Source organism: Halorubrum lipolyticum DSM 21995, from assembly GCF_000337375.1.
GTDB classification, from domain to species: domain Archaea; phylum Halobacteriota; class Halobacteria; order Halobacteriales; family Haloferacaceae; genus Halorubrum; species Halorubrum lipolyticum.
This window is the reverse complement of record NZ_AOJG01000040.1, coordinates 19386-32331: the sequence shown is the minus strand read 5'-3', so window position 1 is coordinate 32331 and position 12946 is coordinate 19386. Positions and strand designations below refer to the sequence as shown.

Annotated in this window: 13 protein-coding genes; 5 read left to right on the top strand and 8 right to left on the bottom strand. The window is 69.8% G+C overall.

What is annotated here, in order from left to right; translation table 11 throughout:
• Positions 1–13: 13 nt before the first annotated feature.
• The 3 genes from C469_RS14185 to pyrH are packed head-to-tail and all read right to left on the bottom strand — an operon-like array spanning position 14 to position 2751.
• The gene (locus tag C469_RS14185) at positions 14–283 is read right to left on the bottom strand and encodes a DUF7573 domain-containing protein (RefSeq protein WP_008007788.1); all 270 of its coding nucleotides are present in this window, start codon (positions 281–283) and stop codon (positions 14–16) included.
• Positions 284–2029 (bottom strand): lysine--tRNA ligase, encoded by a 1746-nt coding sequence (gene lysS / locus C469_RS14180; protein WP_008007787.1) that lies wholly within the window; start codon positions 2027–2029, stop codon positions 284–286.
• Positions 2026–2751, bottom strand: coding sequence for a UMP kinase (gene pyrH, locus C469_RS14175; RefSeq protein ID WP_008007785.1), 726 nt, complete (start codon positions 2749–2751; stop codon positions 2026–2028). Before pyrH ends, lysS begins: the two co-directional genes overlap by 4 nt.
• Before the next feature lie 114 nt (positions 2752–2865).
• Here pyrH and C469_RS14170 point away from each other — a divergent pair, with 114 nt between their 5' ends.
• From C469_RS14170 to C469_RS14160, 3 genes are all read left to right on the top strand, one after another.
• Positions 2866–3753 carry a molybdopterin synthase gene (locus C469_RS14170; RefSeq protein ID WP_008007783.1) on the top strand — a complete coding sequence of 296 codons (888 nt, stop codon included), beginning with the start codon at positions 2866–2868 and terminating at the stop codon, positions 3751–3753.
• A gap of 336 nt (positions 3754–4089) precedes the next feature.
• Entirely contained in the window at positions 4090–4350 is a 261-nt protein-coding gene (locus C469_RS14165; RefSeq protein WP_008007782.1) for a DUF7123 family protein, read from the top strand.
• 218 nt (positions 4351–4568) lie between these two features.
• Entirely contained in the window at positions 4569–5720 is a 1152-nt protein-coding gene (locus C469_RS14160; RefSeq protein ID WP_008007780.1) for a site-2 protease family protein, read from the top strand.
• A gap of 32 nt (positions 5721–5752) precedes the next feature.
• On the opposite strand, the gene C469_RS14155 is transcribed toward C469_RS14160, so the two are convergent.
• The 4 genes from C469_RS14155 to C469_RS14140 form a co-directional block, all read right to left on the bottom strand.
• Positions 5753–7426 carry an ABC1 kinase family protein gene (locus C469_RS14155; protein WP_008007778.1) on the bottom strand — a complete coding sequence of 558 codons (1674 nt, stop codon included), beginning with the start codon at positions 7424–7426 and terminating at the stop codon, positions 5753–5755.
• 3 nt (positions 7427–7429) lie between these two features.
• Complete coding sequence (locus C469_RS14150; RefSeq protein WP_008007777.1) at positions 7430–7849, bottom strand: Hsp20/alpha crystallin family protein; 420 nt, start codon at positions 7847–7849, stop codon at positions 7430–7432.
• 66 nt (positions 7850–7915) lie between these two features.
• On the bottom strand, positions 7916–8641 hold the full coding sequence (locus C469_RS14145; RefSeq protein WP_008007775.1) for a hypothetical protein: 726 nt from the start codon (positions 8639–8641) through the stop codon (positions 7916–7918).
• Positions 8642–8942: 301 nt separating this feature from the next.
• The gene (locus tag C469_RS14140; protein ID WP_008007773.1) at positions 8943–9785 is read right to left on the bottom strand and encodes an alpha/beta fold hydrolase; all 843 of its coding nucleotides are present in this window, start codon (positions 9783–9785) and stop codon (positions 8943–8945) included.
• Between the two features lie 223 nt (positions 9786–10008).
• Here C469_RS14140 and C469_RS14135 point away from each other — a divergent pair, with 223 nt between their 5' ends.
• Together C469_RS14135 and C469_RS14130 are read left to right on the top strand one after the other, a co-directional pair.
• Complete coding sequence (locus C469_RS14135; protein WP_008007771.1) at positions 10009–10260, top strand: DUF7127 family protein; 252 nt, start codon at positions 10009–10011, stop codon at positions 10258–10260.
• On the top strand, positions 10257–12524 hold the full coding sequence (locus C469_RS14130) for a CDC48 family AAA ATPase (protein ID WP_008007768.1): 2268 nt from the start codon (positions 10257–10259) through the stop codon (positions 12522–12524). The genes C469_RS14135 and C469_RS14130 overlap by 4 nt, the downstream gene beginning before the upstream one ends.
• A 31-nt stretch (positions 12525–12555) precedes the next feature.
• On the opposite strand, the gene C469_RS14125 is transcribed toward C469_RS14130, so the two are convergent.
• On the bottom strand, positions 12556–12795 hold the full coding sequence (locus tag C469_RS14125; RefSeq protein WP_008007765.1) for a hypothetical protein: 240 nt from the start codon (positions 12793–12795) through the stop codon (positions 12556–12558).
• Positions 12796–12946: the final 151 nt, after the last annotated feature.

The window sequence follows — 12946 nt, the reverse complement described above, 5'->3', positions numbered from 1 at the left end:
ACCTTGACTCGAACTACCACGACTTGCAATCGGGACAGACGCGGTCGCCGTCGTCGAGCCAGCGCCGCTCGGCGCGCTCGCTGCACCGCTCGCAGTCGGCCCCGCCGGCGGTCCACGTCGCCGTCGCCGTCGCGGGGGTCGGGTCGTCGACGGCCGGGATGTCGTCCGGGGCGTCGGCCGGCTCAGATGACGAGCCGGCGCCGTCGGCGTCGGCGGTTGCCTCACCGTCCGCGCCGTCGGCGTCGACCCCACCGAACTCGTCGAGCGAGCGGTCCTCGGGCATCTACGCCTCCCGCCGGAGCCGCGCAACGACGTAGTCGCGCTCCAGTTCGCCGAGGAACTCGCCGAGCCGCGGTCCCTGCGTGTCGTCGAAGAAGAGCCGGTAGCCCGCCGCGAAGAAGTCGCTCACCTCCACGTCGTGCGCGCGCGCCGTCTCGTACATCTCCGCCTGGATCGCGTCGCCGTCGTGGCCCGCGGCGACGAAGTCGGCGAGGTCGTCGAGCGCGGCCGCGACGGCCTCGTCGAACTCCGCGTCGGGCAGCTCCGCTTGGAGCCGATAATCGTACTCGTTTCCGGTGCGCTCCGCCCAGTTTCGCGCCTTCTCGACGCGGGCCAGCGCGGCCGCGACGGTCTCGTCGGAGGCGTCGTCGGGGATGTGTCCCTCGTCGCGGGCGAGCCGCTCGCGGAAGTCGGGGTCGTCGACCATCCCGAGCACGGCCGCGAACGTGTACGGGAGCCGGACGGGCTTCTCGGTGGGCGGGTCGTCCGCACGCCCGACGACGAACGGGTAGGCGCGCTCGGCGAAGGCGGTCAGGTCCTCGTCGTCGACCTCGCCGAAGTAGGCGCGCTCGAACCGGTCGAACCGGTCGACGAGCTGGTCGAGGCGCTCGACGTCGAGGTCGCGGGCCTTCTTCGGGTGGAGCGCGAAGAAGTACCGGAGCACCGCGGGCTCGAGCAGGTCGAGCAGCTCAGGCACGGTGACGATGTTACCGGCCGACGAGGAGAGCGGCTCGCCGTTGAGCGTGAACCACTCGTACACCATCGGAACGGGCGGTTCGATCCCGAGGACGTTCCGGGCCACGTCGACGCCGGAGGGCCACGACCCCTCCGCGTGGTCCTTCCCGAACGGCTCGAAGTCGACGCCGAGCACGTCCCACTGGCCGGGCCACTCCAGCCGCCACGGGAGCTTCCCCTCGCGGAACGTCGCGGTCCCCTCGTGGCCGCACCCCTGGATGACCTCGTCGCCGACCTCCATGTCGGTACAGACGTACTCGACGGTCTCGGCGTCGAGGTCGACGCTCGTCACCGTCTCGGTGATCTTCCCGCACTCGGCGCACACCGGGTTGAAGGGGACGTACTCACCGTCGACCTTGTCCTGGTACGTCGAGAGCACCTCGCGGACGCCGTCGAGGTCCGAGAGGACGGTCCGGGTCACGTCGTCGAAGGCGCCGTCGGCGTACAGCTCCGTGTTCGAGACCATCTCGACCGGAATCTCCAGCCGCTCGGCGTCGGCCTTCAGCAGGGCGGCGAAGTGGGCGGCGTACGAGTCGCGCTCGCCGAACGGGTCCGGGATCGCGGTGTACGGCTTCCCGAGGTTCCGGCCGAGGGCGCCGGCGTCGACCTCGCCGAGCCCGACGATCTCCCCGTCGGCGTTCGCCAGCTTCCGCGGGAGCTTCCGGAGCGGGTCCTTGTCGTCGGAGGTGAACACCTGCCGGACCTCGTGGCCGCGCTCGCGCAGCACCGCCGCGACGAAGTAGCCGCGGATGATCTCGTTGAAGTTCCCGAGGTGCGCGACCCCCGAGGGTGAGACGCCGCCCTTGATCACGATCGGTTCGTCGGGGTCGCGCGCCTCGATCTCGTCGGCGACCACGTCGGCCCAGAAGGCGCGGAACCCCCTGTCTTCGCCCTCGTCGCCCTCGGTTCCGTCGCCCGTCGCGCCGTCGGCCCCGCGTGCCTGTTCGGAGAGGATGTGCGGGGAGTCGTCGGGCGTCGAGTCCGCCGTCGCGTCGGGGGCGTCGCCGGCGCTCACGCGTCGCCCGCCCCCGTCCAGTAGGTCGGCTCCCCGCTCCCGGTCGGAACCACGTCGGTACCGGTGTGCTCGCCGCGCAGCACGGCGTCGACGACCGCGCTCGGATCGGTGCCGTCGAGGACGATCGAGCGGATCCCCGCCCGGTCGATCAGCTTGGCCGCGAGCAGGTCGACGGGGGCGGACGCCCCCGCGTTCCGGCTCATCGGGAGGACGATGTCGACGAGCTCGGAGGGGGACAGCGACGCGAACTGGGTCGCGTCGTCGTCGACGTTGGGATCGGCGTCGTAGACGCCGTCGGCGCTCGTAGCGTACACGAGGAGATCGGCGTCGACCGACTCCGCGAAGGCGGCGGCGACGGCGTCGGTGGTCTGTCCGGGAGTCACGCCGCCCATCACCGCGACCTCTCCGCGGCGGAGCGCCGCCACGGCCTCGTCGTACCCGGCCGCGGGCGAGAGGTTCGCGCGGTCGCCGAGCGCGGCGATCAGCAGCCGGGCGTTGAGTCGGGTCGTCCCGATGCCGAGCTGGTCGAGCTCGACCTCGTTCGCGCCCAGATCGCGCGCCGTCTCGATGTACTCTCGCGCGACGCCGCCCCCGCCGACGACGACGCCGACCTCGCAGCCGTCGGCCGCTAGTCGCTCGATCGCCTCGGCGTAGGCGGCCACCCGGTCGGGGTCCAGATCGGGCGCGAGCACGCTCCCGCCGATAGAAACGACGACTCTCATTACCGTCGAATATCCCTGTCGCGGTCTTAAGGATTATCAAGCGAGACCGGGTCGCTTCCGGCTGCCCCCTGTCTCCCGGGAAACGCCTAAGCCGCTCGCAGCCCGCTCTCGGGTATGCAACCGATATCGATCGTCGGCCCGGGGGCGCCCGACCTCGCGGCGTCGCTCGCGGACCGACTCGACGGGCGGGTGGCGGTCGTCGACTGCGGGGGAACAGCCGACGGCGACGGCGACACCTCCGGACAGACGGCCGATCCCGAGGCGACAGACGGGGGCGTCACGGCGGGACAACGCGGATTCGACGGGGACGGAGGCAGGCCCGACACGACCGCCGACACGGCGATCGCGCTCGACGCCGACGGCTCTTGGACGGGTCGCGGCCGCGTCGACGGGCTCGACGACCTCCTCGACGGACTCGCGCCCGATCACGACTCCCTCGTCGCCGTCGGCGAGTCCCGTCTGCGCCTCCCGACGGTCCTGCTCGGCGCGGGCGCGGAGCGGTCGGACGTGCCAGGCTCGGTCGTCGCCGCCGCGGATACGCCAGACGGCGTCGACCTCGATCGACTCGTCGGGGACCTGGCCGACGCGGAGCCGTGGATCACTCGAGAGGCGTTGGTCCGCCGGGTGGAGGCGTCCGCGGACGCGGACCGCGCCGGCGCTATCGCGACGTTCACCGGACGCGTCCGGGCGCGCGACGCCCCGGACGACGACCGGACGACTCACCTCGCGTTCGAGAAGTACGAGGGGGTCGCCGCGGAGCGGATGGACGCCATCGCGGCCGAGTTAGCGGAGCGCGACGGCGTGTTCGAGGTCCGGATGCACCACCGGACGGGCGTTATCGAGGCGGGCGAGGACATCGTGTTCGTCGTCGTCCTCGCCGGGCACCGTCGGGAGGCGTTCCGGACGGTCGAGGACGGGATCGACCGGCTGAAAGACGAGGTGCCGATATTCAAAAAGGAGGCCACGGAGGCCGAGGAGTTCTGGGTCCATCGCCGGGAATAGGCGGGGCGGACGCGCGGCGGCGGCGCGTCGCGATCGCTCGGAAGGCGGCGTCGAGCGCGCGCGGACGAACGCTTCGGACGCCCAGATGGCGCAATTGTTGCCGGGAAATGGCGGATCTCCGAGCCGACAGCGCCGGATCTGACCGAACGCGAGTAGTCCGAATCGAACTGTTCTCTAGTCGTTATGAAATGTCTACGGCGTTCTGAAACCGTTATGAACGATTCGTCTGACACCTTTTAGCTCCTCGTCGCGGCCTGAAACGCCATGAAAGCCACTGAACACCCTCCAACGGTCGTACCTTTATAACACCCTCCGAGGACAAGCGGTGAGTGTACCATGAGCGCGACTGCAAATCCCTCCACGACCGCGACCGCGACCGACGACCTCAGCAAGGAAGAGCGGCTGAAGCGGTACCTGCTCGACCGCGCCGAGGACGGTGAGATGTACTTCAAAGGGAAGTTCATCTCCGAAGACGTCGAACTCTCGCCGAAAGAGATCGGCGCGCTGATGGTGAAGCTCCGGGACTCCGCCACGGAGCTCACCGTCGAGAAGTGGTCGTACACGGGCGCGACGACCTGGCGCGTCGAGCCCGCCTGACCGCCGGAAGCGCCGCCGCCGAACAGCGCGCTCGCGCGCGTCCCCGCACTGACTGCTAACCCCCTTCGACGTTCTTCCCCCCGCTGGCGACCGGCCCCACCGCTCCGCTATTCGCCTTCTCCTCGATCGGCACGCGCCATTCGGCCCTCCTTTCGAAGCGACGGGCGGACGCCTCGCCCGACGCGGGGTTTATACTCGCCGACCAGCTACGACCGACGATGTCAGAACACGAGGACGGGGAGCCGTCGGGGCCGTCCGACGTTCCGCGTCCGGAGCCGCTTCGGACGTTCTTCCGGATCGACGAGATCCGCCGGGAGGACGGCCGTGTTCGGTACGTCGGGGAGTCGTACATCCCGGAGCGCACGCTGTTGCGGAAGCTGGTCCCGCGGTTCCGCGACGCCGGGTACGACGTCGACGTGGAGGCGGTCGAGGGCGGCCACGTCGTCGTCGCGACCCCGTTCACCCGCGGTCGAGACGGGGTCCCGTGGGTCAACGTGGCCATGTTCGCGGCGACGATTCTGTCGACGCTGTTCGTGGGCGCGTACGGGTGGTACTACATCGGCTGGGAGGCGATCGCGGCGAACCCGCTGGTTATGCTGCGGGCGTGGCCGTTCACGGCCGCGGTGCTCGGCGTCTTGATGACCCACGAGCTCGGCCACTACGTCGCCGGACGATACCACGGCGTCGACGTCTCGCTGCCGTACGTCATCCCATTTATCTTCCCGTTCGGCACCCTCGGAGCCGTCATCCGGATGCGGGGACGGATGCCCTCCCGAAAGGCCCTGTTCGACATCGGGGTCGCCGGCCCGATCGCGGGGCTGGTCGCGACCGTCGCCGTCACCGCGATCGGGCTCTCGCTCGACCCGATCCGCGTCCCGGCCGAGCTCGCGAACGCCTCGGGGTCGGTGATCCGCTTCAACAACCCGCCCCTCCTGGGAATCATCGCCGATCTCGTCGGCCAGCCGACGGCGTACGACGACCCGGGACTCACCGCGCACCCGGTGGTGATCGGCGGCTGGGTCGGGATGTTCTTCACCCTGCTCAACCTCCTGCCGGTCGGCCAGCTCGACGGGGGCCACATGGTCCGGGCGATGCTCGGCCCGCGGCAGGAGACGGTCGCGGCGCTGGTCCCCGGCGCCCTTTTTTCGATCGCCGCGTACCTCTACTTCTGGCGCGGCTTCGGGATCGACCAGTCGGTGGGGCTGTGGGCGTTCTGGGGCGTGTTCTCGCTCGTGATCGCGTTCAACGGTCCCGCGAACCCCGCGGACGAGGAGCGGCTCGGGTGGCTCCGGCTCGCCGTCGGGCTCGGGACCTTCGCCGTCGGGGCGCTCTGTTTCCTCCTCGTTCCGATCGAGGTCATCTCGACGTGAGGAGTCCGTCTCGCTGATCTCGCGCGGTGGAGCTAGTCGTCGCGCCGATTTTTCATCCCCTGTCTGGTGAACTGGGGCGTGGTCCGGAGCCCGCGCTTCTTCCGGAAGGAGCGGTAGAGCGCGATCGCCAGCGGGACCGCGAGCAGTAGCACGACGCCCGCGAGCCGCCACGCGTCGGCGAACGAGTAGAGGATCGTCGCGGAGAGGACGCCGACCGCGAGCAGCACCGAGTAGGCGATCCGCATCGCGAGCTTGTCGAGGACGTTCGAGTCGTCCTCGATCGTGACGTCGACGTGGAGGTCGCCGCGGTTCGCACGCTCGAGGAAGTCGTCCGCCTTCGGCGGGACCGTGAACAGCGCCTCCGCCGTCTTCTGGGCCTGCCGGCCGGCGTCCTCGGCGAGGTCGCGGGCGGTCTGCTCGTAGTACCCCTCCTCCTTGAGGTACTCCGTCGCGGTCGAAATGAAGTCGAACTCGGGGTCGAGCGTGACGCAGACCCCCTCGACGACGGTGGCGACGCGCAACACGAGCGCGAGGTTCGGCGGGAGTCGGAGCGGGAACTCGTAGATGGTCGACTCCACCTGCTCGATGATCTGGTTCACCTGGTACTGCTCGATGTCCTCGCCGCTGGCGTCCGCGATGGCCAGCTCCATCACGTTCCCCATCACCTCGCGGTCGGCCTCCGGCGAGAGGGTGCCCATCGCGATCAGCGTGTCGAGGATGCCGTCGATGTCCTGCCGGGCGACCGCGACGTAGAAGTCGACGATCTTCCCCTGGATGAACGGGTCCACCCGCCCCGCCATCCCGAAGTCGTAGAAGATCACTCGCCCGTCCTCGTCGACGGCGAGGTTCCCCGGATGGGGGTCGGCGTGGAACACGCCGTCCTCGATGATCATCTGGAGGTACACCTCCTGGAGCGTCTCGGCGATGGCGTTCCGGTCTGTCCCCGCCTCGTCGAGGGCGTCGACGTCGCTGATCTTGGTCCCGGGGACGTACTCCATCGTGAGGACGCGCGGGCCGGAGACCGCCTCGAAGGCGGTGGGGATCCGGATCCGGTCCTCGTCGGCGAAGTTGGCGCGGATCTCTTCGAGCATCTCGCGCTCGCGCTTGTAGTCCATCTCCTCGCGGATCGTCTTCGCGAACTCGTCGGCGAGGTTCTCCAGGGAGAACGCCCGCCCGCTACCGATGAACCGCCGGACCAGCGGGATCGACCACCGGATCGTCCGGAGGTCGGCCTCGACGAGCGACTCGATCCCCGGCCGACGGACCTTCACCGCCACGTCGGTCCCCTCGTAGCGGGCGGTGTACACCTGTCCGAGGCTCGCGCCGCTTATCGGCTCCCGGTCGAAGTCGTCGAACGTCTCGTCGACGGGGCCGAACTCGTCTTCGAGGACGACCCTCGACTCCTCCCACGGGGCCGGGGGAACGTCGTCCTGGAGCCCCTCCAACACCTCGATGTACGCCGGCGGGAGGATGTCCGGCCGGGTCGAGAGGATCTGGCCGAGCTTGATGAACGTCGGGCCGAGCGTGAGCAGGATGTCGAGGAGGACGGCGGCGCGCTCGCGCTGCGTCTCGGCGTCGACCTCGCGGCCGCCGCCGAACAGGAAGTATCGCTTTCGGTCTCGCCAGTACGCGACGATCAGCGGCGAGAACTGTCGCATGACGACGACGAACCGCCAGTAGGCGCGGAGGTTCACCAGCGTGACCACCCGTCAGGCGGTGCCGTCGCCGGCCGCCTCGTCGGTATCCGCGTCGGAGCCGGCGTCGACGCCGCCGTCCGCCTCGTCGACCGGGATCGTGCGGGAGGCGCCGTCGGTCCGCTTGGGGATCGTCACTTCGAGGACCCCGCGGTCCATCTCGGCGTCGGCGCCGCTGCCGTCGGCGTCGCCCGGGAGGGGAAGCTCCGCGTCGAGGAACAGCGGCCGGTCCTCGCGCACGTAGCGGAACCCCTCGGGCACCCCCTTCTCCCGGCGCCCCTCGATGACGATCCGGCCGTCCTCCGCGAGGACCTCGGTGGTCTCGGCGGTGGCGCCCGGGAGGTCGACGACGAGCACGTAGCCCTCGTCGGATTCGAGCAGGTCCGCAAACACCGCGTCCGGGAGATCCCGGAGCGCGTCGCGTAACGCTGACATGCACACGGGTACGGTCGCCGCGGCGAAAAAGGTGTGGAAAGGGCGAACGGGTCCGATCGGGCCGGCTCAGTCGAAATCGAGGTCGATCTCGCTGAGGTCCGCGCCCTGTGACTCGCCCGGGAGGATGTCGCCGAGCCCGGCGCCGAACGCGGCGGCCGACCAGACGACCGCCACGCGAGAGACCCGTTCGAGCGCGGTGGGATCCCCCTCGTGGAGCCGGCCCCAGAGGGACAGCATGAACGCGGACGTGACGAGGGAGACGAGCAGGGTCCCGGCGTAGCGCCGCGGGACGACGCCGAGTATCGGGTGGCTGATCTCGATCTGCCGGAAGTCGGCGAAGTACAGCAGCCCGGCGGTCATGACCAGCACGAACCCCACGTGCGCGAGCAGGAAGACCGGCACGCCGCCCGGCGTCACCGCGGCGAACCACGTCGCGATCTCGAAGACGCCCCCCTCGACGAGCAGCGGCAGCGCGAAGAGGACCGAGCCCACGAACGCCTCGGCCATGTCGCGGGAGGTGTACTTCGTGATCCGCGTCGTGAACGCCGAGCTGCCGGGCATCCGCTCGACGAGCGAGATGGTCTGCCGCACCTTCTCGCGCTCGTGTCCCTCGTCGACGGTGTCGCTCAGGGCGTCGAGCTTCGCGAGCAGGTCGTTGATGTCCGGGTCCGCGGGGCCGTGCGTCGGGGCGTCGGAACCGGTGTCGCCCTCGCGGGACCCGGACCCGGAACCGGTGTCGCCCTCGTGGGACCCGGAACGGTCGGAACCGCCGTCGAAACCGGAGCCGTCCATTGGCCACCGATCGCGGCCGGTGTTTAAAAATGGTGCCGGCGGTCGGCGGGGCGCCGAACGATTTAAGTACAGTGCTGTGTTAACGTATAACACGAGGTGAGTACGGACGACATCCGAGACCGAGACCGACGCCAATCGACGATCGAGAGGTATCGCGTCGAGTTCTGTCCAGACGGCTTCCAGGCACAGGCCGCGTCTCCGTCCCGGGGCGCTCCCCGGACGACCGCTTCGCTCGCCGTATCCTTTTAAACCGTAGCGACGACGAGCGCCGCCTCGGTCGCGCGACGCCGGACTCCCCGGCTTACCCCGAGATCCGCGAGCAGAACGCCGCCAGCGCCGCGTTGAACGCGGTCGGCCGTTCGAGCATCGCGAGGTGCGCGGCGTCCTCGATGACCGCGCGCTCGCAGTCGTCGATCCGGTCCGCGAGGTAGTCGTGATACGCCACGGGCGTGAGCGCGTCGTGCTCGCCGACGACCGCGAGCGACGGGACCGCGATCTCGCCGAGCCGGTCGCGGACGTCGAAGGCGTGGCAGGTGCGGAAGTCGCGCTCGGTGACGGCGCGCCCGCACTCGCGCATTCCGGCGCGCGACAGCTCGACGTACTCCGGCGGCGCGTCGTGGAACAGCCGGTCGGGCTCGTGGAGCAGGTCGATCGCCCGGTCGAAATCGGTCGCGAGCGCGTCGCGGAGAGGCTCGGCGACGGCGAGCTTCGCGCCCGTGCCCGCGAGGACGAGGCCGTCGAGCGCGAGGTCGCGCGCCAAGGCGACCCGCAGGGCCGCGGCCCCGCCCAGCGAGTTGCCACAGAGAACGGTCGCGCCCGTCGCCTCGGCGACGGCGACCACGTCGTCCGCGTACGCGTCGAGCGCGTCGGTTCCGGCGGGGCCGTCCGTGCTGTCGTCGCTGTCGTCGCTACCGTCGCCGCCGCTGTCGTCGCCGGCGACATCCCCGCCGTCGATGTCGTCGCTGTCGCCGTGGCCCGACAGATCGAGCGCGACGACCGGAAAGCGGTCGCTCAGGCGTGCCTGCGCCTTCCAGACGTCCTTGCTCCCGCCGCTCCCGTGCACGAGACAGACCGTCGGTCCGTCGCCGCCGCGGTCGGAGACCCGGTAGGCCGTGTCGCGGCCGTGGTGCGTGACCCGCTTCATACCCGTTCTCCCGCGCGGGAGTTCATAAACGTCCGGCGGGCGGCGGCGCCGTCGCGGACGGGCGATCCGACGGCGGACGGCCCCGCCACCGGACGCGGATCGGCAGACGGATCCGGGCGTCGACGACCCCGAACCGCAACACTACCGATGCGCCCGTAATATCTCACGTCATGCGGTTTTTAGCGATATATTTAAATACTCTCGCGCCTAACTTGTAGTTAGCATGAATCACCAACAGACCCGATCGACCGGCGACGGTCCGCTGCTCCGCCGGTTCGAGTACGAGGACGGGTGGATCGTCGCCGCCGATCTGGGCGCCGACGCCGAGGACGTCTCCGTCGACACCGTCGGCGAGACCGCGATCGTCGTGATCGAAGGCGACGGCGAGCCGGTCGAGTCGGAGTTCGAGCTCCCGGGCGACGCCGACTCGGTCACCGTCGAGAACGGCGTGGTCACCGTGGAGGGCCAGCGATGAAACTCACGGTCAGGCCCCTCAAGCAGAAGGACGCCGGGCGTCGCCTCGCGGCGATCGACCGCGTCGCGGCCGAGGAGCTCGGGCTCTCCGGCGGGGACATCGTCCGCGTCGAGGGACAGGACGGCGCCGCGATCGCGCGCGTCTGGCCCGGCTACCCCGAGGACGACGGGACCGGCGTCGTGCGCATCGACGGCCGGCTCCGCCAGGAGGCCGACGTCGGGATCGACGACCGCGTGACCGTCGAGTCGGTCGACGTCTCGCGGGCCGAGTCGGTGACGATCGCGTTCCCGAGCCAGCTCCGCGTCCGCGGACAGATCGCGCCGTTCATCCGCGACAAGCTCTCCGGCCAGCCGGTGACCGAGGGGCAGACGATCCGCACGTCGATGGGCTTCGGCCTGATGGGCGGGCAGTCGCAGGCGGTGCCGATGAAGGTCGCCTCGACGACTCCCTCGGGGACCGTCGTCATCACCGACGACACCGAGATCGAGATCTCGGAGGTCCCCGCCGAGGAGCTGGCCGACCGGAGCGACGGGGGCGACGGCTCGGGCGAGGGCCCCGACGTGACCTACGAGGACATCGGCGGGCTCGACAGCGAGCTCGAACAGGTCCGCGAGATGATCGAGCTGCCGATGCGGCACCCGGAGCTGTTCAAGCGGCTCGGCATCGACCCGCCGAAGGGCGTTCTGCTCCACGGGCCGCCGGGCACCGGGAAGACGCTGATCGCGAAGGCCGTCGCCAACGAGATCGACGCGAACTTCCACACGATCTCCGGCCCGGAGATCATGTCGAAGTACTACGGCGAGTCGGAGGAGAAGCTCCGTGAAGTGTTCGAGGAGGCGTCCGAGGAGTCGCCCGCGATCATCTTCATGGACGAGCTCGACTCGATCGCGCCCAAGCGCGAGGACGCCGGCGGCGACGTGGAGCGCCGCGTCGTGGCCCAGCTGCTCTCGCTGATGGACGGGCTCGAGGAGCGCGGCGAGGTCGTCGTCATCGGGGCGACGAACCGCGTCGACGCCATCGACCCCGCGCTCCGGCGCGGCGGCCGGTTCGACCGCGAGATCGAGGTCGGCGTCCCCGACCGCGACGGCCGCAAGGAGATCCTGCAGGTCCACACGCGGAACATGCCGCTGGTCGACGAGATCGACTTGGACGAGTACGCCGACAACACCCACGGCTTCGTCGGCGCGGACCTGGAGTCGCTGGCGAAGGAGTCGGCGATGCACGCGCTGCGGCGCATCCGCCCCGAGATCGACCTCGAGAGCGACGAGATCGACGCCGACGTGCTGAACTCCATCCAGGTCACGGAGTCCGACTTCAAGGAGGCGATGAAGGGGATCGAGCCCTCCGCGCTCCGCGAGGTGTTCGTCGAGGTCCCCGACGTGAGCTGGGACCAGGTCGGCGGCCTGGAAGAGACCAAAGAGCGGCTCCGCGAGACGATCCAGTGGCCGCTGGAGTACCCCGAGGTGTTCGAGGAGCTCGACATGCAGGCCGCCAAGGGCGTGCTGATGTACGGTCCGCCGGGCACGGGGAAGACCCTGCTCGCGAAGGCCGTCGCCAACGAGGCGGAGTCGAACTTCATCTCGATCAAGGGGCCGGAGCTGCTGAACAAGTTCGTGGGCGAGTCCGAGAAGGGCGTCCGCGAGGTGTTCAGCAAGGCCCGCGAGAACGCGCCGACGATCGTGTTCTTCGACGAGATCGACTCGATCGCGACCGAGCGCGGCAAGAACTCCGGCGACTCCGGCGTCGGCGAGCGCGTCGTCTCCCAGCTGCTGACGGAGCTCGACGGGCTCGAGTCGCTGGAGGACGTGGTCGTCATCGCGACGACGAACCGCCCGGACCTGATCGACTCGGCGCTGCTCCGGCCCGGCCGGCTGGACCGCCACGTGCACGTCCCCGTACCGGACGAGGACGCGCGCCGGAAGATCCTGGAGGTCCACACTCGGGACAAGCCGCTGGCCGACGACGTCGACCTCGACGCGATCGCCCGGAAGACCGAGGGGTACGTCGGCGCCGACATCGAGGCGGTGGCCCGCGAGGCGTCGATGAACGCCTCCCGGGAGTTCATCGGCAGCGTGTCGCGCGAGGAGGTGGGCGAGTCCGTGGGGAACGTCCGCGTGACGATGCAGCACTTCGAGGACGCGCTCGACGAGGTGAACCCGAGCGTCACCCCCGAGACGCGCGAGCGCTACGAGGAGATCGAAAAGCAGTTCCGGCGGTCGGAGGTCGACCGCGCGGAGACCGAGCCCGGCACCGCGTTCCAGTAGTCGGAACGCCGGGTCGTCGGAGCCGCGTTTTTTAGATGAGTCCCGCCGTCGACAGCAGGAAGAACGCGGCGACGACGACGATCCCGATCGTGACGAGCCGCCACGCGAGCTTCAACACGAACTTCCCGACGACGATGATGATGGCGACGGCGACGAGCGCGACGAGCAGTTGCCCCGGTTGACTGGCGAGGAGTCCGGCCTGCACGGGAAGCGACGATGCCAAGGCGGCGAGCGAAGCGGTCATGTCCGGGGCCACGGCGAGGCCGGGCATAAGCTTGTGGGGACGAGACCGACCGATCCGGTTCTGTGATTCTGATAGGTTTGTGGCGAGAACTGCCGTGAAGCCAGACGATCGATCACCGGAGTGGCCGCGGCGAGGCCGCCGACGGACTCCGTTACCGCGAAACTTCTCGGGAAACAAC

Excerpts from the sequence above, each read along its gene's own strand:
- C469_RS14185 (WP_008007788.1), bottom strand. The coding sequence starts at position 283 with ATGCCCGAGGACCGCTCGCTCGACGAGTTCGGTGGGGTCGACGCCGAC.
- pyrH (WP_008007785.1), bottom strand. The coding sequence starts at position 2,751 with ATGAGAGTCGTCGTTTCTATCGGCGGGAGCGTGCTCGCGCCCGATCTG.
- C469_RS14170 (WP_008007783.1), top strand. The coding sequence starts at position 2,866 with ATGCAACCGATATCGATCGTCGGCCCGGGGGCGCCCGACCTCGCGGCG.
- C469_RS14165 (WP_008007782.1), top strand. The coding sequence starts at position 4,090 with ATGAGCGCGACTGCAAATCCCTCCACGACCGCGACCGCGACCGACGAC.
- C469_RS14160 (WP_008007780.1), top strand. The coding sequence starts at position 4,569 with ATGTCAGAACACGAGGACGGGGAGCCGTCGGGGCCGTCCGACGTTCCG.
- C469_RS14150 (WP_008007777.1), bottom strand. The coding sequence starts at position 7,849 with ATGTCAGCGTTACGCGACGCGCTCCGGGATCTCCCGGACGCGGTGTTT.
- C469_RS14145 (WP_008007775.1), bottom strand. The coding sequence starts at position 8,641 with ATGGACGGCTCCGGTTTCGACGGCGGTTCCGACCGTTCCGGGTCCCAC.
- C469_RS14140 (WP_008007773.1), bottom strand. The coding sequence starts at position 9,785 with ATGAAGCGGGTCACGCACCACGGCCGCGACACGGCCTACCGGGTCTCC.
- C469_RS14135 (WP_008007771.1), top strand. The coding sequence starts at position 10,009 with ATGAATCACCAACAGACCCGATCGACCGGCGACGGTCCGCTGCTCCGC.
- C469_RS14130 (WP_008007768.1), top strand. The coding sequence starts at position 10,257 with ATGAAACTCACGGTCAGGCCCCTCAAGCAGAAGGACGCCGGGCGTCGC.
- C469_RS14125 (WP_008007765.1), bottom strand. The coding sequence starts at position 12,795 with ATGCCCGGCCTCGCCGTGGCCCCGGACATGACCGCTTCGCTCGCCGCC.